General features: G+C 66.4%; 20 protein-coding genes and 2 pseudogenes. 13 read left to right on the forward strand and 9 right to left on the reverse strand.

Translation table 11 applies throughout. The features are described from left to right. From MBENS4_RS09945 to MBENS4_RS25345, 5 genes and pseudogenes are all read right to left on the reverse strand, one after another. Positions 1–1,445 (reverse strand): amidohydrolase family protein (locus MBENS4_RS09945; protein WP_242404858.1); only part of this gene is annotated, 1,445 nt, incomplete at its 3' end. 287 nt (positions 1,446–1,732) lie between these two features. Continuing rightward, positions 1,733–3,286, reverse strand: a complete 1,554-nt coding sequence (locus MBENS4_RS09950; RefSeq protein ID WP_052322171.1) for a M20/M25/M40 family metallo-hydrolase — start codon at positions 3,284–3,286, stop codon at positions 1,733–1,735. A 78-nt stretch (positions 3,287–3,364) separates the two neighbouring features. Continuing rightward, on the reverse strand, positions 3,365–5,824 hold the full coding sequence (locus MBENS4_RS09955) for a DPP IV N-terminal domain-containing protein (protein ID WP_039390482.1): 2,460 nt from the start codon (positions 5,822–5,824) through the stop codon (positions 3,365–3,367). 103 nt (positions 5,825–5,927) lie between these two features. Beyond that, a pseudogene (locus MBENS4_RS27575) lies at positions 5,928–7,345 on the reverse strand (TonB-dependent receptor domain-containing protein). Positions 7,346–7,369: 24 nt separating this feature from the next. Beyond that, entirely contained in the window at positions 7,370–9,202 is a 1,833-nt protein-coding gene (locus MBENS4_RS25345; protein ID WP_052322174.1) for a TonB-dependent receptor, read from the reverse strand. A 195-nt stretch (positions 9,203–9,397) separates the two neighbouring features. Here MBENS4_RS25345 and MBENS4_RS09965 point away from each other — a divergent pair, with 195 nt between their 5' ends. Continuing rightward, a complete protein-coding gene (locus MBENS4_RS09965) occupies positions 9,398–9,994 on the forward strand; it encodes an RNA polymerase sigma factor (RefSeq protein ID WP_159108042.1) in 597 nt (198 codons plus the stop codon). Then, the gene (locus MBENS4_RS09970; protein WP_039390484.1) at positions 9,909–10,946 is read left to right on the forward strand and encodes a FecR family protein; all 1,038 of its coding nucleotides are present in this window, start codon (positions 9,909–9,911) and stop codon (positions 10,944–10,946) included. The genes MBENS4_RS09965 and MBENS4_RS09970 overlap by 86 nt, the downstream gene beginning before the upstream one ends. Before the next feature lie 123 nt (positions 10,947–11,069). Here MBENS4_RS09970 and MBENS4_RS09975 read toward each other — a convergent pair whose 3' ends face one another. Continuing rightward, positions 11,070–11,537, reverse strand: coding sequence for a MarR family winged helix-turn-helix transcriptional regulator (locus tag MBENS4_RS09975; RefSeq protein ID WP_039390485.1), 468 nt, complete (start codon positions 11,535–11,537; stop codon positions 11,070–11,072). A 355-nt stretch (positions 11,538–11,892) separates the two neighbouring features. Between MBENS4_RS09975 and MBENS4_RS09980 the strand changes: the two genes are divergently transcribed. From MBENS4_RS09980 to MBENS4_RS09995, 4 genes are all read left to right on the forward strand, one after another. Further along, on the forward strand, positions 11,893–13,074 hold the full coding sequence (locus MBENS4_RS09980) for an acyl-CoA dehydrogenase family protein (RefSeq protein ID WP_084592027.1): 1,182 nt from the start codon (positions 11,893–11,895) through the stop codon (positions 13,072–13,074). 21 nt (positions 13,075–13,095) lie between these two features. Next, positions 13,096–13,458: a hypothetical protein gene (locus MBENS4_RS09985; RefSeq protein ID WP_039390487.1), complete on the forward strand. Its 363-nt coding sequence runs from the start codon at positions 13,096–13,098 to the stop codon at positions 13,456–13,458. A 197-nt stretch (positions 13,459–13,655) separates the two neighbouring features. Continuing rightward, entirely contained in the window at positions 13,656–14,420 is a 765-nt protein-coding gene (locus tag MBENS4_RS09990) for an SDR family NAD(P)-dependent oxidoreductase (RefSeq protein ID WP_052322356.1), read from the forward strand. Between the two features lie 4 nt (positions 14,421–14,424). Continuing rightward, a complete protein-coding gene (locus MBENS4_RS09995) occupies positions 14,425–14,922 on the forward strand; it encodes a flavin reductase family protein (RefSeq protein WP_039390490.1) in 498 nt (165 codons plus the stop codon). 134 nt (positions 14,923–15,056) lie between these two features. Here MBENS4_RS09995 and MBENS4_RS10000 read toward each other — a convergent pair whose 3' ends face one another. Together MBENS4_RS10000 and MBENS4_RS26600 are read right to left on the reverse strand one after the other, a co-directional pair. Further along, on the reverse strand, positions 15,057–16,316 hold the full coding sequence (locus tag MBENS4_RS10000) for an MFS transporter (RefSeq protein WP_039390491.1): 1,260 nt from the start codon (positions 16,314–16,316) through the stop codon (positions 15,057–15,059). Between the two features lie 88 nt (positions 16,317–16,404). Then, the gene (locus MBENS4_RS26600; protein WP_340140812.1) at positions 16,405–17,064 is read right to left on the reverse strand and encodes an LLM class flavin-dependent oxidoreductase; all 660 of its coding nucleotides are present in this window, start codon (positions 17,062–17,064) and stop codon (positions 16,405–16,407) included. On the opposite strand from MBENS4_RS26600, the pseudogene MBENS4_RS10010 reads away from it, so the two are divergent. From MBENS4_RS10010 to MBENS4_RS10020, 3 genes and pseudogenes are all read left to right on the forward strand, one after another. Beyond that, positions 17,020–17,640 (forward strand): annotated as a pseudogene (locus MBENS4_RS10010) (gamma-glutamyltransferase); the annotation flags it as partial. The gene MBENS4_RS26600 and the pseudogene MBENS4_RS10010 overlap by 45 nt on opposite strands. A 15-nt stretch (positions 17,641–17,655) precedes the next feature. Next, positions 17,656–18,651 (forward strand): bile acid:sodium symporter family protein, encoded by a 996-nt coding sequence (locus tag MBENS4_RS10015; protein ID WP_039390493.1) that lies wholly within the window; start codon positions 17,656–17,658, stop codon positions 18,649–18,651. 75 nt (positions 18,652–18,726) lie between these two features. Beyond that, entirely contained in the window at positions 18,727–20,307 is a 1,581-nt protein-coding gene (locus MBENS4_RS10020; protein WP_052322177.1) for a carboxylesterase/lipase family protein, read from the forward strand. A gap of 406 nt (positions 20,308–20,713) precedes the next feature. Here the strand turns inward: MBENS4_RS10020 and MBENS4_RS10025 are convergent, their stop codons facing one another. Continuing rightward, positions 20,714–21,142, reverse strand: coding sequence for an Lrp/AsnC family transcriptional regulator (locus MBENS4_RS10025; RefSeq protein WP_039390495.1), 429 nt, complete (start codon positions 21,140–21,142; stop codon positions 20,714–20,716). Positions 21,143–21,259: 117 nt separating this feature from the next. Between MBENS4_RS10025 and MBENS4_RS10030 the strand changes: the two genes are divergently transcribed. The 4 genes from MBENS4_RS10030 to MBENS4_RS10045 are packed head-to-tail and all read left to right on the forward strand — an operon-like array spanning position 21,260 to position 24,942. Continuing rightward, positions 21,260–22,291 (forward strand): ornithine cyclodeaminase, encoded by a 1,032-nt coding sequence (locus tag MBENS4_RS10030; protein WP_039390497.1) that lies wholly within the window; start codon positions 21,260–21,262, stop codon positions 22,289–22,291. A gap of 32 nt (positions 22,292–22,323) precedes the next feature. After that, positions 22,324–23,391, forward strand: a complete 1,068-nt coding sequence (ctlX, locus tag MBENS4_RS10035; RefSeq protein WP_199904366.1) for a citrulline utilization hydrolase CtlX — start codon at positions 22,324–22,326, stop codon at positions 23,389–23,391. Next, positions 23,324–23,884: an RNA polymerase sigma factor gene (locus MBENS4_RS10040; protein WP_052322357.1), complete on the forward strand. Its 561-nt coding sequence runs from the start codon at positions 23,324–23,326 to the stop codon at positions 23,882–23,884. The genes ctlX and MBENS4_RS10040 overlap by 68 nt, the downstream gene beginning before the upstream one ends. Continuing rightward, positions 23,881–24,942 (forward strand): FecR family protein, encoded by a 1,062-nt coding sequence (locus MBENS4_RS10045; protein WP_052322178.1) that lies wholly within the window; start codon positions 23,881–23,883, stop codon positions 24,940–24,942. Before MBENS4_RS10040 ends, MBENS4_RS10045 begins: the two co-directional genes overlap by 4 nt. Positions 24,943–25,080 lie beyond the last annotated feature (138 nt).

Here is a 25,080-nt window from a genome sequence, read left to right on the forward strand (position 1 = left end):
GGCATTGCGACCGGCATGGCCCCCGGTTCGAGACCGCGTTCGGCCTTGGCCGCGGTGACCATGTCGCGCACCGAGCGGCGCAGCATCGCGCCCTCGAAGACGATACCGTCCTTGATGATGTAGTCGATTCCGCCCACCTGATGGACCTTGCCATCGGCGGGATCGAGGCGGATTGTCCCTGTGGGATAGAGCAACTTGAGATTGGCAAGCGGGTTGCCCTTGACCGCGATGATGTCGGCCTTCTTGCCCAGTTCGAGGGTACCGACCTGGTCCTCGTGGCCCAGCGCGCGGGCGCCGCTCTGCGTTGCGGCGCGGATCACCTCGAGCGGGGTGAAGCCGGCCTCGCGCAGGAGTTCGAGTTCCTGGATGAAGCCGAAGCCGGGCAGGTTGTAGAGATAGCCCGCATCATCGCCCACCGGCACGGTGCCGCCCCTGTTCTTGTATTCATTGATGAACTGCATCCACAGGCGGAAATTCTCCTTCCAGGCCACCTCGTCCTCGGTGGTCCAGTCGAACCAGAACGAGCCGTGGTTGATCGGGTCGGGACGCCAGAAGTCCCACAGCGCGGGCAGGGTATAGTCGGCCTGCCAGGGCGCATGGATCGAGCGCTGAAGGTCACGCGTGGCGATATAGGGCACGAAAGTGGGGGTGATGATGAAATCCCGCTCCAGCAGCGTCTCCATCACCTCGTTCCAGCGCGCCGAGCCCGGGCGCGCGGCCTGCGCCCACAGACGTCCGGCCTCGCCGAAGCGGTCCTGCTCGTTCTGGTAGACATAGCCCGGCGAATAGTGCTGCAGACTGCGGTCGGTGAAAAGCGCCTCGGGCAGGCCGTACCAATGCTCCATGCCTTCGAGGCCTGCCGCCGAGGTGTCGAGCACGTTGGCCTCGGACACGGCCGTCTGGTCGTGGTGCATGGTCGAATGCATGCCCAGCTTCTTCGTCTCGTCGATCGCGGCCAGGGTCTGGGGCGCGGTGATCCCGCCCAGCTTGATCCCGTCGGCCCCGCGCGCCTTGTACTCACGCACGCGTGCGCGCGCGTCCTCGGGCGTGACCAGCGGGCGGTTCATGTCGAGAAGGAAGGGGTACACGTCGATGCGGGGCGCGGTGATCGCGTTGCGCGCGCTGCGCGCCTTGATGTCGAGCAGCCACTCGAGCGGCCGGTCGCTGCCCAGCTCGCGCACCGAGGTAGTTCCGTTCATCAACCACAGCTTGAGCTCGTATTCCGAGGGTATCCCTTGCGGGTCATTCAGCGAGTGGAGGTGGACGTGGGTGTCGATGAAGCCGGGCAGGACATAATAGCCGGTCATGTCGATTTCGCGGTCGCCCGGCGCCGGGCGCCATTTCGGCTCGATCCGCCCGGGTGCGCCGACAGGGGTGATCGCGGCGATACGGTCGTTTTCGATGACGATATCGACCGGGCCCTGCGCGGGCCCCCCCGGTGCCATCGACCATGGTCGCTCCGCGCAGGATCAGGCGGGCATAGGGCCCTTCGCTTTCGCGACGGGGCGGGATCGGGTCCTCGACCGGGTTTTCGGGAGGCGGCAACAGTTGCGCCGAGACCGGAAGACTGGTCAGCAGCGCAGCGCCAAGACCTGCCGCCACCATCCCACGGCGCATCCTCTTGTTCCGATCACGCATCCGTTTTCCCTTTTGCCCGCACCGCCCCTGTGGATGGGAAATGGAAACGCGCGCGAAGGGACGCACGCGCACCGTTTCCCCTATGGCCGCGCGCTCAGAGCGGGCGCGTGGCCACGTCTTCGAGAAGATCGATATAGAAGCCGCTGACCTCGTCGAACCCGGCCACGTTCGGGTTGGTCGAGTTTATGAGGTAGAATTCGTCGGGCACGTGGAAGCGCCCGCCAAGCCCCAGCCCGACACTGACAAATGGCAGCGAGAAGAGCTTGTCGGTAAACAGGTAGGTCGGCCCGGAGGTGGGGTTGCGCGGGTCGAGCGAATAGGGAACGCCGCGTGCCTTGAGGTTCGCGATCAGCGCCTGGGTGAGCGCGGCGTCCTCGGCGGTTTGGCTGGGATCGAGCCCGCCGGTGAAGGTAACGTCGATGTCGGCAAAGCCATGGGCATCGAGATGCGCGCGCAGCTTGGCCTTGGCGTCTTCGGCGGTTTGTCCGGGCACGAGGCGAAAGTCCATTTTGGCCGTGGCCGAGGAAGGCAGGATCGTCTTGCCGCCTTCGCCGGTGTAACCGCCCGAGATGCCTTCGATATTGGCCGTGGGCGCGTTGGCCATGCGGTCGAGCGCGGTGCGGTAGTCGACGCCCGCGATCCAGCGTTCGATCCCGAATTCCTCCTTCATGAGGCCCTCGTCGAGTTCGGCGGCGCGCAGGTCGATCAGCTCTTCCTCGCGCGCGGTGGGCGCACGCACGTTATCGTTCCAGCCATCGATGGTGACTTGCGTACCGTCCGCGTTCGTCATTGAGGACAGCGCCTTGACAAGGTGCCAGACCGGGCTGTCGGCGACCGCCGCATAGCCCGAATGGATGTCATGGTCGGGTCCGATACCCTTGGCGCCGTGGGCGGTCAGTTCGGCCTCGATCATGCCCTTGGAGCCCAGGTCCACCGAGACGAAGCCGTCGCTCGACTGCGCGGCCGAGCAGTAGAACATGCCGATGCTCTGGTCGAGGCGGCGCTTGACTTCGGGATCGGCGAGCGCCTCGGCGAGGTGCGCGGAGCCCACTTCTTCTTCGCCTTCCGCAATCAGCGCAATGTTGACCGGCGGCAGCCGGTTCGCCTTGCGGTAGGCGTGGAGCGCGGCGAGAAACGCCATCTGCGGCCCCTTGGTGTTGATCGCGCCGCGCGCCAGCATGACCTCGCCCAGCCCCTCGCGCGCGACGAGTTCGCCTGCGAGCGGGGGCGTGGTCCATTTCTCCGCGTCATACTGCTTCACATCGTACATGAAGTAGACCGCGATGGTGCGCTCAGCTCCCGCGTCGAGGTAGCCGAAGACAGACGGCGAGCCGCTGGTCGGCACGATCCGGGTCTGGCCAAAGCCTGCATCGCGCAGGACCTTCTCCATCATCTGCGCGCCTTCCTCGATGTTGAGGCCCTCGGCCGCGATGGTGGGCAGCGCGATCCAGTCGCGCAGGCGCGCGATCATCTCGTCATGCTGGCCCGCAATGATCTTTGCCATGGCGGCATCCTGCGCGACTTCGGTCGCAGTGGCGGGGGATGCGGCGGGAGATGCGGCCAGGGTTGCGGGCAGCGCGAGCGCAAGGCCCGTGGCCCCGGCAAGGCGCAGCATCGCGCGGCGAAGGGAGCGGGAGGTGTGGGACATGGCAGGTTCCAGTTTCATCGTGAGATTTACGGTCCGAAGAGGGGGAATGCAGGCTCGGACCGTAGGGGGAAATTGCGGTCAGGGCTGCGCGGCGGGCGTTGGCGCAGGTTCGGGCGCGCCCAGGTTCTCGGCAAAATAGCGCACCGTGCGCATGACGCCGTAATCGCCGCGCCCGCCCCAGTGGCCGGCATCGGGGATGATGAGTTCATCGTAGAGGCGGCCTGCATCCTGGAAGGCCTTGAACAGGGTGAAGCCCTGCTGGAGGGGGACTTCCTCGTCCGCGCCCGCATAGATGAGGAAGACCTTCTGATCCGGCTTGAGCCGGTCGACCAACTGCGGGGTGGCGATGCGCCGGTAATAGGCAAGGCCCTCCTTCGTATCGGGGACGCCCAGCGCGCGCTCGACCGCGATGTCCATCGGCAGCGTCAGGTAGTCGCTCGGCCCTTCGCCCGAGACCACCACCTTGTAGAGGTCGGGATAGAGCATCGCGGCACGCAGGCTCCCGTCCCCGCCCGAGGAATGGCCGGTCACGCCCACGCGCGAAAGGTCGATCCAGGGGCGGCTGGCGGCCAGTTCGCGCAGCGCGGCGGCATGGTCATGCGCGCCGGTCGCATCGTCCTTGCCATAGACGAAGTTGCGAAACGCAGCCGAACGGTAGGAAGTCCCCCGCCCGTCGAGCGAGACGACCACCGCGCCCGCATTGGCAAAGGCAAAGGCGTTGAGCGTGGCCGAGCCGTAGAACTGGTCGCGGAAGGTCGTGGGATGGTACTTGGCCCAGATGCCAGGATAGGTGATCTCGACAGTGGGATAGCGCCTGGCCGGATCGAAGTCGGCGGGCTTGTAGATGACGCCGTAGAGCTGCGTTGTCCCGTCCGAGGCCGTGGCGGTGACCTTCTCGGGCGCACTCCAGCCTGCCGCGCGCAAGGCGGAAATGTCGGCGGCGTCGATCTCGGCAATGACCGCGCCGTCCTGGCTGTGCAGGGTGTAGCGGTCCGGCTGCGAGACGGTGGAGGCATCGTCGATGAAATAGCGCCCGCCGGGTGAAACCGAACCGCCCGGCCCCGCGATTGCAAAGGCATGGTCGGCCTCGGCTGGGGTGAGCAGGGTGGGGCTGCCGCCGCTCAGCGGCACCGAATAGAGGCGGCGGTAATAGGGATCGGAGCCCGCCTCACGGCCTGCAGCTGCAAAGAACACGCGGTTTGCCCGGGTGTCGACCTGCAGCAGTTCGGTGACCACCCAGTCGCCCTTCGTCAGCGGGCGCAGGATCCTGCCCGAGGAAAGTTCGCCCAGGTACAGATGGCCAAACCCCGATCGCTCGGAGTACCAGATGAAGCGGTCTTGCTCGGGCAGTACGGTAACGTTGGCAGGGCCAAGGCCGGGGCCGAGCACCTGCGGAAAATCGCCGGTGTCCTGCACCAGCGTGCGCACCTTGCCGCTGGCGAGGTCCACTTCGAGAAGGCGCACGTCGCGCCCACCGCGCCGCGCGCCGATCAGCCAGGCGCGCGCGTGGTCGGTATCCCACCAGACCTGCCCGGCGTTGAAGCCCAGGTTGGCGAGGTCGTCCATCAGGTGCGGATCGAGGTCGGTGACGATCTGGGTCCCCTCGGCGAGGGAGAGCACGCTGAGCTGCGCGGCCGGGTAGACCGCGTCGCTTGCATCGGCCTCGCGCTTGGTGTGGACCACGGGAAGCCCGCCTTCGGGCGGCACGTATTCGGTCAGGATGAGGCGGTCGGGGTAGGGGCGTACGTCGTGGCGAAGGGCCAGGACATAGCGCCCGTCGGGCGACCACAGCACGCCCTTGACGGGCTCGGGAAGTCCCGCCCGCCGGCGCGAGAAGGCGAAGGTTTCCAGCTGGTCGTGCAGTTCGCCATAGGCAAAGCCGTCCTCCCCGTCCGAGGTCAGGCGGCGCGCCGCGCCCCCGCGCAGGTCGTGCAGCCACAGATCGTGGTCCTTGACGGCGATGTAGCGGCGCCGGTCGGGCGCCATGACGAGGTCGGCAGGCCAGGCGTCCTGCGCACGGCAGGCGGTGACCGGAAGGTCGCAGGCGAAACTCTGCACCGGAAGCGAGCAGACATCGTAGAGCTGGGGCCAGAGGCATTCAGCATCCGGCAGCGGCACGTCGACGACGAGGCTGCGACCATCGGGGGCGACATGTACGTCGTGAATCCGGGGATCGCCGGTGGTCCGATCCGATGCGTCCGTGGCCACCCCGGCGCCTGCGGCGCGTAGTGCGCGGGCCATGGCCGCAGGCTCGAAGAGGTCGGATTTCGCCCCGGTCGCGGCCGTGATCGCAACGAAACGGGCCGTGCCATCGGCCTCCTCGCGCTTGTACCAGACGCGCTCACCCTCCTGAAACCAGTGGAAGGAAAGCTGGGTGTTGCGCGTCAGCCCGTCGAGCGTGCGACTGGTAAACCCGAGGCCACGCTCCACGCGCGCGTCGAGATCGTCCGCGGGTGCTTGGGCCCGTGCCGGGGCGTTTCCGGCAAGGACGATGGCGAGGGCGGCGACGCTCGCCAGGGCGGGCAGGATGCGTGGCACGGAGATCTCCGGTCTGGCGATGTGGCTGTGCGTGTGGGGGACCGTAAAAAGAGCGGGAGTGCCGTCACCTTGCGGCAACGGCACTCTCGCCAGGGTGGTTCGATCAGAACTTCATCTTGACCGCGGCCGAGAAGCGGCGGCCAAGCGGATCGTACGTCGAGGGGAAGGTGTTCCCGCTATTGAAGAAGTACGAACCGATGCTGGAGCCCACGAAGGGCGGCGTCTTGTCGGCCAGGTTCTGCACCGCGAGGGTGAACTGGAGCTGCTCGGTCACGTCGACCCGTGCTGTGAGGTCGAAGTAGTTGGCCGCCCCGATGCGCCCGAAGTCGACGCCATCGGCCGCATAGGCGGGGCCGGTCGAGGCTTCGGCCGCGGGCTCGTAGCGCATCGAGCTGGTGTGGCGCCACAGCAGCGAGAGCATGACCGGATCCCAGTTGTACGAGACGCGCTGGTTCCAGACGTACTCGGGTTGGAGCGAACCGACTTCGGGGGCGGCCGGCGTGCCGCAGTTGGCGCTGTAGTAGCCCACGCATTCGCGCACCGCCGCCGAGGGGCCGGACTGGAACTGCGAACGGCTCGTCCAGGTGCCCGCGAAGTTCAGCGTCAGCGTGCCCGGGCCGACATCGCGGCGGTAGGTCACGTTGAGATCGATGCCGTCGGTCTTGAGGCGTCCCGCATTGGTGAGCGGCAGGGCCAGACCCGGCGTCACCGACTGGTCACCCGAAAGGCCGCCGGTGTTCGGGTTGCGGCGGATGGCAAGGCAGGCCGGGTTGGTGGCGCTGGCGTCGGTGACATCGCCGAAGCAGGCTTCGATCGCGTCGAACGAGGACATCGAGGCGATCGCGTCCTTGATGCGGATGTTGAAGTAGTCCGCGGTGATCGTCAGGCCCGGCACGGCGAGCGGCTGCAGCACCACCCCAGCGTGAAGCTGTCGGCGGTTTCGGGCGAGAGATCGAGGTTGCCCGAAATGGTGGTGTTGATCTCGCCGGCCTGCGGGGTGACGATGCTGCCCAGGCGCCCGGCCGGAGCGCCCTGCGCCATGCAGACCGCCGCCAGGGCCGAGTTGTTGAGCGGCGCCGCGCCCGCGCAGGGGTCGGTCTGGAGGTTGCCGAAGCCGGCCGATGCGGGCTGGAACAGCTCGTAGATGTTGGGCGCGCGCACGGCGTGCTGGTACATGCCGCGCAGCTTGAGACCCATGACCGGCTCCCAGTTGCCACCCATCTTGTAGGTGGTGGTGCCGAAGCTGCGGCCCTCCTCGGAATCGATCGAGTAGCGCGAGTAGCGCAGGCCCGCCTCGAAAGTCAGGCTCTCCAGGAACGGACGGTCCGAGGCCAGCGGCGCGATGATTTCGCCAAAGCCTTCAACCACGTGGTAGCCGCCCGAAAAGGGCATGATGCTGGCATCGAGGCCAACCTCGCCCGGCGTCGTCTTGGCCTCGTTGCCATCCTGCGAGGCCTTGTACTTGCGGTACGAAGCGCCCGCCGCAAAGGCGATGGGGTCGCTGGCGAAGGGGCTGGTCACACCGAAGTCACCATCGAGCTGGCCCTAGAACTGCAGCAGCGAGGCCTTGGTCTCGCTGTAGGGGCGCACCGTGACGTACTCGGCCATCTCGGGGGTCAGCGCCTCCGGGCCACCGAAGATGTTAATCGGCACGCAGCCCGGATTGCCGCTGAGGCAGGCCCCCGTGCTGGTCGCCATGAGCGCATCGCGGGTGGCCGAAAGCGACATGAAGCCTTCATCCTGGATGTGCTTGTTCATGCTCTCGCCGTAGCTGCCCGAGACATCGAAGTTGATCGTGTCGGTAAGCGCTCCGCGAAGGCCGGCGCGCAAGTCGTAAAGCTCGGTCTGGTATTCATCGACGCGGGGCCCGAGGCCCACCGAGCGGTACCACAGCTGCTGGTCGACCGCGCGAAAGTTCGGGTCGTTGGGATCGGTCGCGACCGCCGCCGCGCCGCACTGGACGGACGTCATCCCGGCGTCGGCACAGAACATGCTGCGCTGGCCATCGCCCAGGAACGGATTGGAGAGCGGGATCGAAACCACCGAACCCGATACGCCCGAGGCCGCGACGATGGTGGTCGAGGTGTTCTTGGAATAGAGACCACGCCCGTAGAGTTCGATGCCGTCGGCCACTTCGTAATGCGCCGCGCCGAACACGTTGTGGCGCTCGAAGGGCAGCTGGAAGAGGTTGTAGGGCGCATAGTTGAAGGGAACGTAGCCTTCGTTGAAGCCGCCCGTCTCCGGGTTCACCTGGACGTTGCCGCCGTTCTGACCCAGCAGTGTAAAGCGCGCAGGCGTGGTCGTGCCCGAACCCGAGACGCCGCCCGAGAACGAATCGATGGCCGCCTCGCCGAACGAGCGGTCACCCTGGTAGACCGGGTTGGCGTTCTGGTAGCCGTAGGAGAGCACGATGTTGCCGCGCCCGTCCGCAAAGTTGTGGCCTGCAGTGATGTCGGCGTTGAAGTAGTTGCCATCGCCGCGGCTCGTGATCTGGTCGGAGACGTTGATCTCGACGCCCTCGAAGTCCTTGCGGGTGACGAAGTTGACGACGCCCGAGACCGCATCCGCACCATAGGTGGTGGAGGCGCCGCCGGTCAGGTTGTCGACGCGCTCGATGAGGGCGAGCGGGATGTTGTTGAGGTCGACGCGGCCGTAGAGGTCGGCGGGCGCGATGCGCTGGCCGTCGAGCAGGACGACGTTGCGGTTGGAGCCCAGGCCGCGAAGGTCGACGAAGGAATAGCCCGGGTTGCCGATGTTGACCGCGCTGCCCAGGCTGGGAACGACGCCGGGCAGTTCGCGCAGCAGTTCCTCGGCCGTGTTGGCTTGGCGCAGCTGGATTTCCTCGGCCCCGGTTGACTGGACGGGCGTCGCCGAAGTCAGCGCGGGGTTGCGGATCAGCGTGCCGGTAACAACGATTTCGGCGGCGGCAGGCTCGGCCGCGGCGAGGGTGTCGCCGCTAGCGACGGGCGCGGTCTCGCTCTGCGGGGCCATGCGGGTCGCGGGAAGCGCACGGCGCGCCCCCGCTGCGGCGGTCTTGCGCTCCCCCAGCGCAATGACCTTGCCGTTGACCGACGCAACTTCGAGGCGGGTTCCGGCAAGAATACGGTCGAGCGCGGCGCGCGGCGAAAGGCTGCCGGTCACCGCCGATGCGCGCAGGCTGCGCACGCTCTCTTCGGAAAACAGGATGCGATAGCCCGACTGGCGCGCGAACATCTGCAGCGACTGGCTGACCGACTGCGCCGGGATCTCGAAGGCGATGCGGGTGCCCTCGTCGGGAATGCGCGCCGCGGCCGTGGCGGTCTGCGCCATGCCGCCTGTCGCCGCGATGACCGAAAGGCTGGCGCAGGCCAGGAGTGTCTTGCCGAAAGTGTTGAACATCGTTGCCCCGTTGGTGTCTTCGGACGGATCGTCCCTGCCCCCCAGAACGAGTGACGCGCAAAACACCCCGACACCGTGTGACGGTTTTTTGATCTTTTTTTGCGCAGTGCACAATTTGGCGTAAGGATATGCCAAACGGACCTGCACAGCAGGCCGCTCAGGAAGGCGTGCCTCAGGGGGCACATGACGGGGCCGATGAACGAGACACTTGAGAAGATTGCCTGGTTCCAGGAGGTTATACTCCCATGTGAACCGGCGTTGCGGGCGCGATTGCGCCGCATGGTGACGAGCGAGGCCGATCTTGACGATCTGGTTGCGGAATCGCTCAAGCGCACCTACGAGGCCGCCGACTGGCGCACGATGCACCAGGGCCTGCGCTTTCTCACGCGGGTTGCCCGCAACATCCTGATCGATCAGGCCCGGCGCGACCAGGTGGTCTCGTTCGACTACATGGCCGACATCGAGGACCTGCAACGCAGCTTTTCTCCGGAACCCCTGCTCAATGCCCGCGACGAATTACGACGCCTGGAAAGCGCCATTGCGCAATTGCCCGAGCGCCAGCGCCGGGCCTTGCTGTTGCGGCGTGTCCATGGCCATTCGCGGGCCGAGATCGCGGCGATAATGGACATTTCGGTGTCGACCGTGGAAACTCATCTTACCCGGGCGCTTTCAGGTCTGGCCCGTATCAAGTTGGAAATCTCAGAGTATGTCGCAGCAGGATCGGACGGAGAGGGCAGAGCAGCAGGCGCGCATCGACGCGAAGGCGGCCGCGTTCGTCGTTCGCCGCGATAGCGCGCCAAGCGCAGCGCTCGAGGCCGAACTGTGCGCCTGGATCGAGGCCGATCCGGCCCATGCCGTGGCCTTTGCCCGCGCGGACGCCAACTGGCAGGCAATGCCTCGGGTGCGTCTGGATGCGGACTATCCCCTTGCCCCTGATGCCGGGCATCCGCCCGTGCGCTCCGTGGCCGCGCGGGCAGGCGCGGCGGTCCCTTTCCTGACCCGGCGCCGGGCGCTGGCGGCGGCCGCGTCGGTGGCCGCAATCGCCGCGCTGGGGTGGTACCGCTACACCCCGGCCGAACGGCGCAGCACCGGCTTTGGCGAACGCGCGATCAAGTCGCTGGCCGATGGCTCGACCATCGCGTTGAACACCGAGACCAGCCTGACCATCGCGCTTGGCCGCACGCAGCGCGCGATCGTTCTCGAGAAGGGCGAGGCCTTTTTCGAGGTCGCCCGCGACCCCGACCGCCCCTTCACGGTGGAGGCGCCGGATGTGCGTGTGCGTGTGCTCGGCACGAAGTTCAACGTCAGCCGCAGTGGAGATACCACGCGCGTGGCCGTGACCGAGGGAAGCGTAGCCGTCACCGGCCCTGACGGGACCGTGCACCAGCTTACCCGCAACAGTCTTGCCGAGATCACCGCCTCTTCGGTTGCGATCCGCCACAACGACGCCTTCGCGGTGGAACGCAGCATCGCCTGGCGCGAGGGTTTCATCCAGTTCGACGGCGAGCGTCTTGCCGACGTGCTGGCCCAGTTCAACCGCTACCGCGCCAAACCGCTGCATGTGGCCTCGGGTGACCTTGCCGACTTGTCGATCACGGGCCGCTTTGGGGTCAACGAAAGTCGCGAATTCCTCCAGGCGCTGGAAAGCAGCTTCGGACTCGTTACCCGCACGGGGCCAAGCGGGATCGAGGTCGTGCGCAAGGGCGATGCGGGCCGTGAAAACGGCAGCGTGCTACGCGAGTAGCCGCGCGCGATCGCGACCATGCGGGCCCGAAGGATGGCGTCGAGGTGATCCGTTTCTAGTGAAGTCAGAGCCTTGCACCGCTCCCCCCAACCCTTCAGAACACGGGCGGAAGAATAGGACGGGCTAGTCGGCCAAGTTTGCAGTGATCTTGCGTAGCAGGACGTTGAGGTTCGCGATCTCGGCTTCGCTGACCTCTTCGAATGCCCGCCGGTAGATCCGGTTCGCCACCGCCCAGGCCTTCTCTCCAGCCTCATGCCCCTGGCTTGTCAGGCGCACCTCGGTCACGCGGCCATCGGTCGGGCTTTGCTGCGCAATAACCAGGTTCTCTGCCTGCATGCGCTGGATGATCTTGGTCATCGTGGGAAGTTTGACGATAGCATGATCGGCGATTTCGCTCACGCTGAGAGACTCTCGACCGCGCAGCGACATGAGCACGCGCCAGCGTGGAATGTCGAGGCCAATGCCTTTCAGGCCCAGTTCGATACGCCGCAGATAGCTCCCGGTGAACTGCGTCATCCAGTAGAAGGGCCATTGCTCCATGCGAAAGCTGGTCACGTCAGTTCCGTTCTGGACGGCCTCGTCTGCATTCACCTGGTCATGTCTCCCTTTTGCATCCGAACCTGAAGGTTCGGATATATGCGCTTCATACGCTCTTTGGCGGAATACACAATTGCTTGAGAAATTAGTTGACATTTCACGCGAAAAATACACCAATTGCAGGGTGAGGAACGCGAAACCAACGCCTTTCGGGAACGACCACGCACCATGGAGGGAAGTATCTCCATGAGCGGGTCGGCCATCGCGCGCACGGCACTGCACGGCGCTGCGTGCGCACCAGGGACAGCTTCTTCGCGGCACAATTCGTGGCACTCCCCGGTGCCGATGCGACCCTGCGCGCCAAGGCGCACGGTCGTTCTCAACACTGATCCGGCTTAAGGATTACGCGATGGATATGGTCACAGCCAAAGACACCGGCGCGCCGCCTGCGGGCGTGGGACGTCTGCCTGCAGAGCAGGCGATACCCGATAGCTTTCTCGCATCCCTCAAGGCACGGCGCCGCGAATTCGATGCGCTTGGCCAATTGCCCGCCGATGTGGTTGAAACGCTGCGCGAACTGGGCATCTACCGCGCACTCGTCGCGCGGGCCTACGGCGGCGACGAGTGTTCGCCCGAGCAGTTCCTGCGCGCGATTGAGCGCCTGTCCATCGGCGATGGGTCGGTCGGATGGGTGGCCAGCTTCGGGGTCTCGTGCATGTACCTTTCCTCGCTCGGAAAGGAGACCCTGGACCGGCTCTACGCCGACAGTCCCGACGTGATCTTCGCAGGAGCCCTCTTCCCGCCGCAGCCGGCCGAGCGCGTGGACGGCGGTATCAAGGTGCGCGGGCGCTGGCAGTTTGGCAGCGGCGCGACCGGAGCGGACCTGATCGGGGTCGGGGTCAAGGTGACCGGAGCGGACGACGGCGGCTTGCCGCGCATGGCAGTGATGCCGGCCTCGGCCGCTCGCATCGAGCCCAACTGGGACGTCATCGGGCTGCGTGGTACCGGCAGCCATGACATCGTGGTCGAGGACGTGGTCGTGCCCGAGGACTGGACCTTCGTGCGTGGCGGCGCACCCACGCTCGATTCGCCGCTCTATCGCTACCCCTCGATGGCCTTTGCCGCGCAGGTGCTTGCGGTCGTGGGGCTGGGTGTGGCCCGGGCCGCGCTTGATACCGTCACCGAGATGGCCGGGACGCGCGGCTCCATTACCGGGGCGCCCACTCTGGCCGACCGTGCCTACGTCCAGAGCGACCTTGCCAAGGGCGAAGCCGCACTTCGTTCGGCCCGCGCGTTCTTCTACGAGGCGACGCAGGACGCCTGGAGCACCATTTGCGCGGGCGACCCGGTCTCCGCCCAGCAGGCCAACCTTCTGCGCCTTGCCTGTTCGCATGCCGCGAAAACCGGCGCGGAGGTGACCCGGCTCGCCATCCAGATGACCGGGACCACCGGTATCTTCAACGACCACCCGCTGTCGGGGTTCGTCCAGGATGCCCTGGTCGTCTCCCAGCACGCATTTCTCTCCGAAGGCACCTGGCAAAAGGCCGGGGGCGTTTTCCTGGGCCGCGATGTCGGCCCCGGCTTTCCCTGATTTCAGACAAGGATACCTATCATGACAGACCAAGCCCCCAAGCCCCTTCGCGTCCTGTTCTGCGGCGCGGTCCTCCAGAATTTCTTCGACCTTCCCGCCGCCGAGATCGGCAAGGTCTGGGCGGGCGTTTCCGAGATGCTGACCGGCATCCGCGATCTGCCCGGCGTCAAGGTGCTCGGCACGCTCGACGATGACGAGACGATGGTCGGCACCTCCCCCAATGGCTGGCCCTGGACTTTCTACATTCTGGCCGAAGCGCCCGACCGCGACACCGTGAAGGCGGCCTGCAACTTCTTCCGCACCGTCGAAGTGGGCGAATACCGCCTGTGGAAGTACATCCGGGTCGAAGCGCGCATTGGCCGCGAGCTGGTCATTCCCGAATGATCGGGACGGAGTAGCTCGCGTCTCGGGTCGGGCCGCTTGCGTGGCCCGGGACGCGCTGCGCCGTGCCGCCACGGCCCTTTCGCGCCTGTGCGGCACATGGGCCTGGCACGTGCCCCGAGGGGCAGGGCATGGCCGTGACCGAAGGGTCTGGCCGGGCGTGAACTCGGCGATTTTCAACACACTGTCAGGTGCTTGCTTTGAACACGACTGTCTCTTCCTCCCGTTCGCGCACGGTCCTTGTGACCGGCGCCTCCCAGGGTCTGGGCGCTGCGATCGCCGGGGCCTTCCACCGCGCGGGCTACAACGTGGGCCTTTCCGACATCGACGAGGAGGGGGCCTGCGCTGCGGCGCGCGCGCTCGATCCCACAGGTGAGAGCGCCATTGGCCTGGCCCTCGACGTGCGCGAGCAGACCGCCTTCGAGGCGGCCCGCGATGCGCTTGTCGCGCGCTGGGGCGGTGTCGATGCGCTGGTCAACAACGCGGTTGTCACCATCGTGCGCCCGGTTCTGGAGATCGCGCCCGACGAGTTCGACCAGGTTGTCTCGGTGAACCTTCGCGGCACCTTCGTGGGCTGCCAGGTCTTCGGGCGCTATTTCAAGGAGCGCGGGGTCGGGCGCATCGTCAATATCGCTTCGCTGGCAGGGCAGAACGGGGGCACGGCGACGGGCGCGCACTATGCCGCCTCCAAGGGCGGTATCATCACGCTGACCAAGGTCTTTGCGCGGGATCTGGCGCCCTTCGGCATTACCGTGAACGCGATTGCGCCGGGCCCGCTGGACCTTCCGTCCGTGCGCGCGCTGGTCCCGGCCGACAAGCTGGCCGGGATCGTCGAAGGCATTCCCGTGCGCCATCTCGGCTCGCCCGATTTCGTGGCCGAGACCGCCGTCCATCTGGCCTCTGCACAGGCCGCGTTTGCCAATGGTGCCGTCTGGGACATCAACGGCGGCCTGTTGATGAGGTGATCTTATGATTGAGATGCAGGACTTTCGCACCGCCATGTCGCGTCTGGGAGCGGCGGTGAGCATCATTACGACCGATGGTCCCGAGGGCCGCTTCGGGATGACCGCGTCGGCGGTGTGCAGCGTGAGCGACGAGCCCGCCTCGCTGCTGGTGTGCATCAACCGTTCGGCGCGGATGAACCGGTATCTGAAGGCCAATGGCCGTTTTGCCGTCAACGTGCTTACGGCGGCCCAGGAAGGGCACTCGCGCACGTTTTCGGACAGTGCGCTGACCATGGATCAGCGCTTCGAGGGGTGCGGCCCGTGGATCGAGACGGGCGGCCTGCCGGGACTGGGCGAGGCTCTGGCGGTGCTGGGCTGCTCGGTCGAGAGCGTCGCAGAGGTGGGCACCCACAGCGTCTTCTTCGGCACCGTGGAGCATCTCGCCCTCGGCTCGGAAGCGGACGGTCTGGCCTATTTCGCCCGGCGCTACCATGCGCTGCCGGTTGCGGGAGCCGCCGCCTGACATTGCCCCTGCAGGCGTAAGAGGACTGCGAAAAGGGCCTCGGATCGATAGATCCGAGGCCCTTTTTCATGAGCGCGCAAGCCGCCTGTGCGGAAGGGTGGGAGCGGTCCGGCCCGCCCCGCCCCGACGTCGCGTCAGTGACGGTTCCGGGTCGTATGGTACATCATGTAGTACGCGACGCCCGCGATCAGGCCGGAGGCGACGATGACGGGGAGGACGGCCACACCCAGCGCGTCCGCGCCGTAAGCCGGCTTAAGAAGGTCACTGAGGAAGCCGGTGGCCATCGTGCCCAGGGAGAAGCCCAGCGCCATGGCCACGAACATGATCCCGCTCGCCTTGCTGTGATTCTCCGGCTCGGTCACGTCCTGAACGTAGGCGAGAAGGGACCCGTAGGCGAGCAGCGAGACAAGGCTGACTAGGGCCAGTGAGACGCGGGCCACGGTGATGTCGTGGAAGGTGAAGGCGCAGAGATAGCCCAGCGTCGTCACCACGATCATCAGCACGCCGGCCAGCTGCGGCATGCCCACCGACATACGGCGCAGGTGCGTGGCGAGCCAGGCGCCGAGCACGAGTCCGACAAAGCTGAAGAGCGTGAAATAGGTGCCCAGCAAGAGCGAGATATCGGCCTGGCTCATGTCGAGCGAGCGCGAAAGGTAGAGGGGAAGCCACTGCGAAGGGGCCATCGACAGCATCGTGCTGAAGGCGGCGACAAGCACGGCCCAGATGAACGGCCCGTTGCGGGCTAGGTCACGGAAACGACCCGAGCGGCGCGGGACGTCACTAAGAACTGGTGCGCTCTTGCGGTTGTCGCGCAGGAACACGAGCACGCACAGCCCGATCACCACGCCCGCCGCATAGAAGCCCATGCGCCAGCCATACCAGACGCTGACCGCGCCTACGCCGCCGTAGGCAAAGAGCATGCCCACCACCAGCGCGCTGACGTAGACGAAGTTGGCAAGCTGACGTGAAGGGCCCTCGAAGTGGTCGGCGATCAGCGAAAGCGAGGGCGGCGCCGAACCCGCTTCGCCCGCGCCCACGCCCACGCGCACCAGCATGAGTGTCCAGAAGCCCTCAACCAGTCCGCACGCGGCGGTCGTGAGCGAGAACAGGATCGTGGTGAAGGCGAGCAGGCGGATACGGTCGACCCGGTCGGCAAGGATGGCGAAGACGATCGACATCACGCTGTAGACGATTGGAAACAGGCTTCCCGTGATCTGCCCGATCTGGCTGTCGGAGAAACCCAGTTCGCGGTTCATCTCGGGCATGAGAAGGGGCAGCACCATGCGGTCGGTGTAGTTGAGCATGTAGACCGCCGAGAGCAGTCCGAGCAGGAGCAGCCGGTAGGGCAGGTCGGAGCGGCGCGTGCGCGCCGGTTCGGGAACGGGTGCGTGCATGGTGACGGGCCTTCATGCCGGAGTGCGAAGCGGCCGCGGAGCGAAGATTGACGCCCCGCGGCCGGAAGATTGGCAGGTGCTGCCCGGCTCAGCTCGCCTTGAGCGAGGCGCGCAGGGTCGTGCCTTCATAGGCGGTGCGGAACAGGCCGCGCTGCTGGAGGATGGGAACGACCATGCGGTTGAACTCCTCGATCGAGCCGGGCATCGTGGCCGGCGAGATGATGAAGCCGTCGCAGCCCTTGTTCTCGAACATGTCGCACAGGGCATCGGCAATCTGCTCGGGCGTTCCGACCAGCTGCGGGCAGGATTCGCTGATCGAATACGTCCGGCATAGCTCGATCAGGGTAAGGCCCTTGGCTTTTGCCGCGTTCTTCATCACTTCCAGCGCGCCCACCGAACCGCCTTCGATCTCGAGGTCCTCAAGCGGCTTGTCCATCGGATACTGGCTGAGATCGATGCCAAGGTGCTTGGAGGCGTGTGAGATCGCCACCTCGTCGTCGACCAGATTGTTGATGTAGAACTGCTTTTGAAGCGCGATTTCTTCGGTCTCGCCCACGATGGGATCAACCGAGACGAGGATCGCGCAGTCGTTGGGATCGCGTCCGGCCTTGGCCATGCGGCCCTTCACGTCGGTATAGAAGGCCTGCATTTCGGGCAGGTCGTTCTGCAGCGTGAAGATCATTTCGGCCCAGCGGGCAGCGAAGTTGCGGCCAGGATCGATCCGGACCGCGCCTTGCCCTGGCCCCATCAGGCGGCGCCCGGCGACACCACCTGGTTCGCCGCTGCGGACGGCCGGGGGCAGGTCGTGAGCTGCATCCAGAGCACCTACTTCGAGTTCGGCTCGGGGCTGGTCCTGCCCGAAACCGGCATCATCTGGCAAAATCGTGGCTCCAGCTTCCGCTTGGCACCGGGCTGGAACGCGCTGGAGCCGGGGCGCCAGCCTTTCACCACGCTCAATCCCGCGCTTGCGCGCTTCGCCGATGGCCGCGTCATGGCCTACGGCACGATGGGCGGTGAAGGCCAGCCCCAGACCCAGGCCGCGATCTTCGCACGCTATGCCCGCGGCGTTGCGTTGCAGGAAGCCGTGACCGCGCCGCGCTGGCTCCTGGGAAAGACCTGGGGGCAGGAAACGCACACCCTGAAGCTGGAGGACAGTTTCGCGCCGGACCTTCTGCAAGCCCTGGCCAGCGCCGGCCACGACGTGGAAGCGGTGCCTTCCTTCAATTCGATGATGGGGCATGCCGGGGCAATCGTGCGGCATGACACCGGGCTCCTCGAAGGGGCGCAGGACCCGCGCAGCGACGGCTGCGTCGCGGCATACTAGGAACTGGATTGCACGATGGCTCGTCTTACCCGCTTTTTCGATCCCTTCATCGGCTTCCTGGTCGGCACGGTGGTACTTGCCTCGCTGCTTCCGGCCCGGGGGGCCTGGGCGGATCGGGTCGATGTCCTGGCCGATATCGGCATCGTCCTGCTCTTCTTCATTCATGGCGCGAAGCTCTCCCGGCGCAACCTGATCGATGGCGGGCGCAATCTGCGCCTGCAACTGGCAGTCCTGGCGTGCACGTTCCTGGTCTTTCCGGTCCTTGGACTGGCGCTGTCGAGCCTGCCGATGCTCAGCGCGTCGCTGGCCACCGGCTTCCTTTTCCTCGCGCTCTTGCCGTCGACCGTGCAATCCTCGATCGCGCTCACGGCGATCGCGCGCGGCAACGTGGCTGCTGCGGTCTGCAGCGCGACCTTTTCCAACTTTGCCGGGATCTTCATCACACCCCTGCTGGTGGGCCTCCTCCTGGGAGGGGCCGGAGAGCTCTCGATCATGGCCTCGGTCCAGAAGATCGTTCTGAACCTGCTGCTGCCGTTCCTGGCGGGCCATCTCCTGCGCCCGCTCGTCGGCGACTTCATTGCCCGACACAAGAAGGCCACGACGATGGTGGATCGCGGCTCGATCCTGCTGGTCGTGTACAGCGCGTTCGGCGCGGCCGTTGTGGGCGGTATCTGGAGCGAAGTGGGACTGGCCGACCTGGTCTGGCTGCTGTGCCTCAACGCGGTCTTGCTGGCCGCGATCCAGCTGGTCATTCACCTCGCCGGGCGCATGCTGGGACTGGCGCAGGAGGACCGGGTCGTTCTGCTCATGTGCGGGTCGGTCAAGAGTCTCGCCGCAGGCGTTCCGATGGCAGGCGTGCTTTTCCCGGCAGCTGGTGTGGGGGCTATCATCCTTCCCTTGATGATCTTCCACCAGATGCAGCTGATCACCTGCGCTATCCAGGCCCGGCACATGGCGGCCGCGCCATCGGGGGAGGGCGGCGAAGCGCCGCTCCCCGCCGCGCAGCGCTGAGGCCCTGCCTGATCTGATCTGATCCCATTTCCCGGTGTGCCGAGGGGCCGCCGCCAGAATGGAAGCCATATCGCCATGCCTAAGCTCTCGCCTGTTCGCCGTGTCGCCCTGCTGTTCGCGTTCGGGCTTGGGGGTGCGGCAGCGATGCCGGCCCTGGCCCAGACCGTCGAGATCGCGCAAGGTGCCGTGCGCGGAGAGGCCCAGGGGGACGTCACCGCCTATCGCGGCATACCCTATGGGGCGCCGCCCGTCGGCGCGCGGCGCTGGTCCCCGCCCGAGCCCGCTCCGGCCTGGCAGGGCGTGCGCGACGCACGCCGCTACGGCCCGGCCTGCATTCAGCCCGAGATGTGGCAGGAACGCGCGCCAGACCAGTCCGAAGACTGCCTCAACCTCAACGTCTGGACACCGCGCAAGGCCGGATCACGCGCAGCGCCGATGCCGGTCATGGTCTGGATTCACGGCGGCGGTTTTGTCGTCGGCTCGAACGCCATGCCGGTCTATGACGGCGCGCAGTTCGCCCGGCGCGATGTCGTACTGGTGTCGATCAACTATCGGCTCGGACTGCTCGGCTTCTTTGCCCACCCGGCGCTGCTGGCGCAGTCACCCGATGCGCCGACCGGTAACTTCGGGCTGCTCGATACGGTGGCTGCGCTTGAATGGGTGAAGCAGAACATCGCTGCATTCGGAGGCGATCCGCACAATGTGACCATCTTCGGCGAAAGTGCGGGCGCGGCAATGGTCAATGACCTCATGGTCAGTCCGCGCGCGCGCGGTCTCTTTCACAAGGCGATCTCGCAAAGTGGATTCAACCGCAATTCCGCCCCGCCGGCGCTGGGTGATGGACCATTTACCGGCGAGGCGACGGCGATGCGCTTTGCCGCAGGGCAGGCCATTGAAGGGCGCGATGCCACGGCGGCCGAGGCCCTGCGCGCGCTGCCCGCAGAGCTCTTTGCCAGCCCTGAGGTCGGACTGGGCATGGCCCTTCCCATGATCGATGGTTACACCCTGCCCGAGCAGCCCGAGGAGGCTTTTGCGGCGGGGCACGAAGCACCGGTTCCCTTCATCACCGGAAGCAACAGCTGGGAAGCCTCCTTGATGCGCGAGAGTATCGCGCAGGACCCGGAACGGGCCCTGACCTCGCTGGGCCCGCTGCAGAGCAAGGTAGAGGCAGCGTATGCGCGTTCAGGCGACCGTCTGGCCATGGCCCAGGATGTTCGCACCGACGTGACCAGCACCGAACCTGTGCGCCACCTGGCGCGGCTGCACGCGGCGAACGGGCAGCCATCCTATGCCTACTTCTTCGATTACGTGCCCAAGGCGCTGCGCGCGCAGTTTCCCGGCGCCGGGCATGGCAGTGAAATTCCTTTCGTGTTCGACAACCTGACGGACGAAGGTTTCACGTTCTACGGCGCGCCGCAGCCGCCTGCGACGGCGCAGGACCATGCAATCGCGAAGGCCGCAATTGGCTATTGGGTGAATTTCGCGCGGGATGGTTCGCCCGGTGCGGTCGACGGCGTGGAATGGAAGCCGATCACGCCCGAGGATGCTTTTCTCACCTTCAGAGACGAAGAGCCTGAAATGCAATTGCATTTCCGAAGTGACAAGCTCGACCTGCTTGAAGCAGTGCCTGCCCAGACGCGCAGCCCGATCGGATAGGATCAAGCGGGAGGGGCAGGAAGTGGCGCGCTGGCGCGAGCCTGGATCAACCGCCTGCTCTGGAACGAGTCCGCAACGCCATACAGGCCGGACAGTCACGCTCTGGCCGCGTTCCCAGGGCGAAAGAGCATTCGTCATGCGCTAGCAACTCAGATGATGATGGCGCGGCGGCCAGCAACCGGGAGCGCGAAGCCCGTTCGCTCACACCTTTAGGCTATCTCCATAGCGGCTGGAATGAAGTCCTGACCGGCCGCGATCCAGGGGAAGCCGCCTCCGTCCTGCAGGAACATGGGCTCCTGGTTCCCGGTGACGGTGGACGGCCCAAGCGTACACAGCGTGTCGGACGTCAAAGCCTGCGCTTCTACTTCGAAATCACAAAGGTCGGATACCTGGCAGATCGCCAGTGCTATGCCAGCGAGCGCAGCAGGATGCTCGTCTCACTGTTGAGCACGCCTTCGATCATGCGCACCTCGCGCAGGACCCGGTCGAAGTCGGGAAGCGTCGGGCTGACGATCTCGGCGACAAGGTCCCAGGCACCGTTGGTAGTGTGCAGGGCATGGATCTCGCGGATCCCGCGCAGGAGGCGGATCACCGCATCGGTCGAACGGCCGGCGACCTCGACCAGCATGATCGCCCGGATCGCCCCTGTGGGCGCTTCCTCCTGCGCGCGGATGGTGAAGCCCAGGATCGCGCCGCTCTGCACCAGCCGGTCGAGCCGGGTCTGCACCGTCGCGCGCGACACACCCAGGATCTGCGCGATCTTGGAGACGGGCGCGCGGCCATCGGTGCGCAGGATACCGATCAGGCTCTGGTCCAGCTTGTCGAGACTTATCATGTCAAATTGCTCATAACGGCCATGCAAATAGCCTGAATTATGCCACAAATGTAGCCATTTTCGACATACACCATGAAACCTGCCTGCCTATCCTGAGCGAAAATCAGGAGACACAGCATGGTACCTTTCGTTGGCGTTGCAGATCTTGCCGGGATCGTTGAAGCGGTCGGCCTCGAGACCTTCCTGCGCGGCCTCGCGCAGCGGATCGAGGCCGATTTCGAGCGTTGGGAGGAATTCGACAAGTCCCCGCGCTACGCCAGCCACGTGCCCGGCGGCGTGATCGAACTCATGCCCGCGGCCGACCGCGACTATTTCGCCTTCAAGCAGGTAAACGGCCACCCCGGCAACACCGCCGCGGGCCTTCAGACGGTCGCGGCGCTGGGCGTACTGACCCGCGTTGATACCGGCTACCCGGTCTTGGTCAGCGAGATGACCTTGCTGACCGCGCTGCGCACCGCCGCGATGTCGGCGCTTGCCGCGCGCTACCTCGCCCGGCCCGCCTCGCGTGTGCTGGCCATGATCGGACAGGGCGCGCAGTCCGAATTCCAGGCGACCGCGTTCAAGGCCCTGCTGGGCATCACCCGCGTGCAGGCCTGGGACATTGATCCGGCCGCTTCGCGCAAGTTCTCCCGGAACCTCGCCGACAGCGGTATAGAGGTCGTGATCGCCCCGTCCGCCGACGAGGCCGTGATCGGCGCGGACATCGTCACCACCGTCACCGCCGACAAGGTCAACGCGCGCATCCTCAGCGCCAACATGACCGGCGCAGGGCTGCACATCAACGCGGTGGGTGGCGACTGCCCGGGCAAGACCGAACTGGCCCCCGAGATCCTCGAGCGCGGCCGTGTCTTCGTGGAATATACCCCGCAGACCCGCATCGAAGGCGAGATTCAGCAGATGCCCGACGATTTCGAGGTCACCGAGCTGTGGTCGGTCTTCTCCGGCAAGGCGTCGGGGCGCACGAGCGACGAGGAAATCACGATCTTCGATTCGGTGGGCTTTGGCATCGAGGACTTCTCCGCGCTGCGCTATCTCTACGACCTCCTGCCCGAACACGCGCCGCACTCCGAACTCGACCTCATTGCCCAACCGCAGGACCCGCGCGACCTGTTCGGCCTGCTCGCGCCGCGCCAGCCCGCACACGCCTGATGCCCTCCGTTCAGGCGCCCGGGGCGGTCGTGATGATCCGCCCCCATTTCTTCGCGCCCAACCCGCAGACCCGCGGCGACAACGCCTTCCAGAGTACGGCGGCCATCCGGGCCGAGGCCCGCGCGGCACTGGCCCAAGCCGCCCATGCCGAGGTCTCGCGCGCGGCGGACCGGCTGGAGGCGGCGGGTATCCGGGTCCACCTGTTCGAGGACCATGCCGCGACGACGCCCGACTCGGTCTTTCCCAACAACTGGTTCTCGACCCACTCGGGCGGACATCTGGCGATCTTCCCGCTCTTCGCGCCCAACCGCCGTCCTGAGCGCCGCGAGGACATCGTCGCGTTTCTCAAGCGCGAATACCGCGTCCAGGAAGTGACCGACTGGTCGGGGCTGGAGCACGATGGCCTCTATCTCGAAGGCACGGGCGCCATCGTGCTCGACCACTGCGAGCGCGTGGCCTATGCCGCCCGCTCGCAGCGCGCCAGCGAGGTCCTGCTCGAACGCTTCTGCACCCGCTTCGCCTTCGAGCCGATGATGTTCGAGGCAACCGACGCGGACGGGATGGCGATCTACCACACCAACGTCATGCTCAGCATCGGTACGCGGCTGTGCGTCGCGGGCCTCGACACGCTGCGCGATGCGCGCCGGCGCGAGGAACTGCACGCGCGGCTGACCGGCAACGGGCGCGAGCTGATCGCCATCAGCCAGCACCAGGTCGGCGAATTCTGCGGCAACCTGATCGAGCTTGATGGGCGCTCCGGGCCGGTCATCGCGCTGTCGTCGCGCGCCCTGCGCGCATTCGATGCCCGGCAGATCGCCCGGCTGGAGCGGGCCGCGCGCCTTGTCCCGCTGGACGTACCGACCATCGAAATGGCCGGAGGTCGGTGCGCTGCATGCTGGCGGGTATCCACCTCGCGCCGCGTCCCGCCTCCTGATGCCCCCTATCTCCCGGATCGTGGCGGTGTAGAAAAAGCGCACTTGCATCCCGGTCCGGGATTTGGTCCCCTCGCGCGTGAAGGGAAGCGGCGTCTTCATGAGTTCCAAATCCACATCGAAAGACGTCGTTACGCCCGCCCCGACCGGTTCGGGCGAGGAGCTTGAGCGGCTTTACCGCAGTTACCGGGACCGGCTGCGCCGCTACGTCGCGGCGAACTTCGGCCCCGGCCCTCCCGACCCGGACGACGTCGTTCAGATCGCCTTCGAAAAATTCGCGGTGCGCGAAGACCGCCATGCCATCGAACGCCCGGAGGCCTTTCTGGCCCGTTCGGCGCGCAACTACGTCCTCGACCAGCGCCGCCGCCAGAAAGTGCGCAGCGACCATGCCGAGGGCGAAAAGATATTGGGCGCGCTGCATGACGACTGCGACGCCGAGCGCGTCTTATCGGCAAAGCAACGATGGCAGATCCTCGAGCGGTCAATCCGCGCGATGGATCCCCGCCGGCAACAGGTCTTGATTATGAACCGCATTCACGGCGTAAGCTACGCAGAGATAGCGCGCCAACTCAAATGCTCGCCGACCCTGGTGAAGATGCACGCGGCCCAGGCACTCGTGCAGTGCGAGCGCGCGCTGAGGGAGGCGGAGGAAGAAACATGACGTCGCAGGCCGCCCGCGAAGACAGGGACCGTATCGACGAGCAGGCGAGCTACTGGGTCGTGCTCGCCAGTGAACGCGAGCTTGGCGCAGAAGAACGGCGTGAACGCGATGCCTGGCGCGCGGCCGACCCGCGCCACGAACGCACCTGGCAGGAGCTTTCGCGCACCTGGGGCGATATCGCCGCCCTGGAAGGCCTCGCCGATCTGGCCCCGCCGCCGCCCGAAGCCGAGGCGGACCGCGCGCCTATGCACTCATCCCTTGCCCGTTTCGGACGGCACCCGATGGCATGGGCCGCGATGGCCGCCGTGCTTGTCGCCGTCGTGGCCATCTCGCTGCTGCTGCGCCCGCTTGCGCCGGAACGCTACGAGACCCGCCTTGCCGAGACGCGGCTCATCACGCTGCCCGATGGCTCGCAGGTGACGCTCGCGCCGGCCTCCACGCTCGAGGTGCGCTTTGCCGATGCGCAGCGCCGCGTTGCGCTGACCCGCGGCGAAGCGTTCTTCGAGGTCGTCCATGATGCCAGTCGGCCCTTCACCGTCGAGGCCGGGCAGTCACGTGTGCGCGTGCTGGGCACCAAGTTCGACGTCAACTTCACCGACCAGTCGGTGCGCGTCGCAGTGCTCCAGGGCAGGGTCGAAGTGGCCAATCCCGGAGGCGATGGAGCGCCTTTGCGCGCCACCCGGCTTCGCGCCGGGGAGCGCACCGAGGTCCAGTTCGCCGCTGCCGCAGCAGCCCCGGCAGCACCGGGCCCATCTCGCGAAATGTCCGCCGGAGCATCGCGTCCAGCCCCGCCATCGCCTGCCCCCTCCCCTGGGGCCTGGCGCGAAGGGCGCCTCGTCTATGACAACGTGCGGCTTGCCGATCTCGTCTCCGATGTGAACCGCTACTACGCGCCGGGGGTGACGATGCGCGATCCGGCCATTGGGGGCCTGCGCGTCACGGCCGCCTTCAAGGTCAGCGAGATCCCCGCCTTCATCAGCGCGCTCGATGGGGTCATCCCGGTCACGGCACGGGAGGCCCCGGACGGCGCCTTCCGCCTTGACCGCGCCCACCGCTGAGAACCTCCCGACCCCGTCTTTCCGACATATTGCATCGCGCGGGGCTCCCTTGTGACAAAAAAAATTTCACCCACCCCCTGACGATCGCCTGACCGCGTGCGTCATCGGGGTGTTGGTCGGTGCATGCGGACACTGCGT

This window comes from Novosphingobium sp. MBES04 (genome assembly GCF_000813185.1).
Lineage (GTDB): Bacteria > Pseudomonadota > Alphaproteobacteria > Sphingomonadales > Sphingomonadaceae > Novosphingobium > Novosphingobium decolorationis.

What these genes read in the sequence shown, in the direction of transcription:
- MBENS4_RS09950 (WP_052322171.1), bottom strand. Translation starts at nt 3,286, where the DNA reads ATGTCCCACACCTCCCGCTCCCTTCGCCGCGCGATGCTGCGCCTTGCC.
- MBENS4_RS25345 (WP_052322174.1), bottom strand. Translation starts at nt 9,202, where the DNA reads ATGTTCAACACTTTCGGCAAGACACTCCTGGCCTGCGCCAGCCTTTCG.
- MBENS4_RS09965 (WP_159108042.1), top strand. Translation starts at nt 9,398, where the DNA reads ATGAACGAGACACTTGAGAAGATTGCCTGGTTCCAGGAGGTTATACTC.
- MBENS4_RS09970 (WP_039390484.1), top strand. Translation starts at nt 9,909, where the DNA reads ATGTCGCAGCAGGATCGGACGGAGAGGGCAGAGCAGCAGGCGCGCATC.
- MBENS4_RS09980 (WP_084592027.1), top strand. Translation starts at nt 11,893, where the DNA reads ATGGATATGGTCACAGCCAAAGACACCGGCGCGCCGCCTGCGGGCGTG.
- MBENS4_RS09985 (WP_039390487.1), top strand. Translation starts at nt 13,096, where the DNA reads ATGACAGACCAAGCCCCCAAGCCCCTTCGCGTCCTGTTCTGCGGCGCG.
- MBENS4_RS09995 (WP_039390490.1), top strand. Translation starts at nt 14,425, where the DNA reads ATGATTGAGATGCAGGACTTTCGCACCGCCATGTCGCGTCTGGGAGCG.
- MBENS4_RS10000 (WP_039390491.1), bottom strand. Translation starts at nt 16,316, where the DNA reads ATGCACGCACCCGTTCCCGAACCGGCGCGCACGCGCCGCTCCGACCTG.
- MBENS4_RS26600 (WP_340140812.1), bottom strand. Translation starts at nt 17,064, where the DNA reads ATGGGGCCAGGGCAAGGCGCGGTCCGGATCGATCCTGGCCGCAACTTC.
- MBENS4_RS10015 (WP_039390493.1), top strand. Translation starts at nt 17,656, where the DNA reads ATGGCTCGTCTTACCCGCTTTTTCGATCCCTTCATCGGCTTCCTGGTC.
- MBENS4_RS10020 (WP_052322177.1), top strand. Translation starts at nt 18,727, where the DNA reads ATGCCTAAGCTCTCGCCTGTTCGCCGTGTCGCCCTGCTGTTCGCGTTC.
- MBENS4_RS10025 (WP_039390495.1), bottom strand. Translation starts at nt 21,142, where the DNA reads ATGATAAGTCTCGACAAGCTGGACCAGAGCCTGATCGGTATCCTGCGC.
- MBENS4_RS10030 (WP_039390497.1), top strand. Translation starts at nt 21,260, where the DNA reads ATGGTACCTTTCGTTGGCGTTGCAGATCTTGCCGGGATCGTTGAAGCG.
- ctlX (WP_199904366.1), top strand. Translation starts at nt 22,324, where the DNA reads ATGATCCGCCCCCATTTCTTCGCGCCCAACCCGCAGACCCGCGGCGAC.
- MBENS4_RS10040 (WP_052322357.1), top strand. Translation starts at nt 23,324, where the DNA reads ATGAGTTCCAAATCCACATCGAAAGACGTCGTTACGCCCGCCCCGACC.
- MBENS4_RS10045 (WP_052322178.1), top strand. Translation starts at nt 23,881, where the DNA reads ATGACGTCGCAGGCCGCCCGCGAAGACAGGGACCGTATCGACGAGCAG.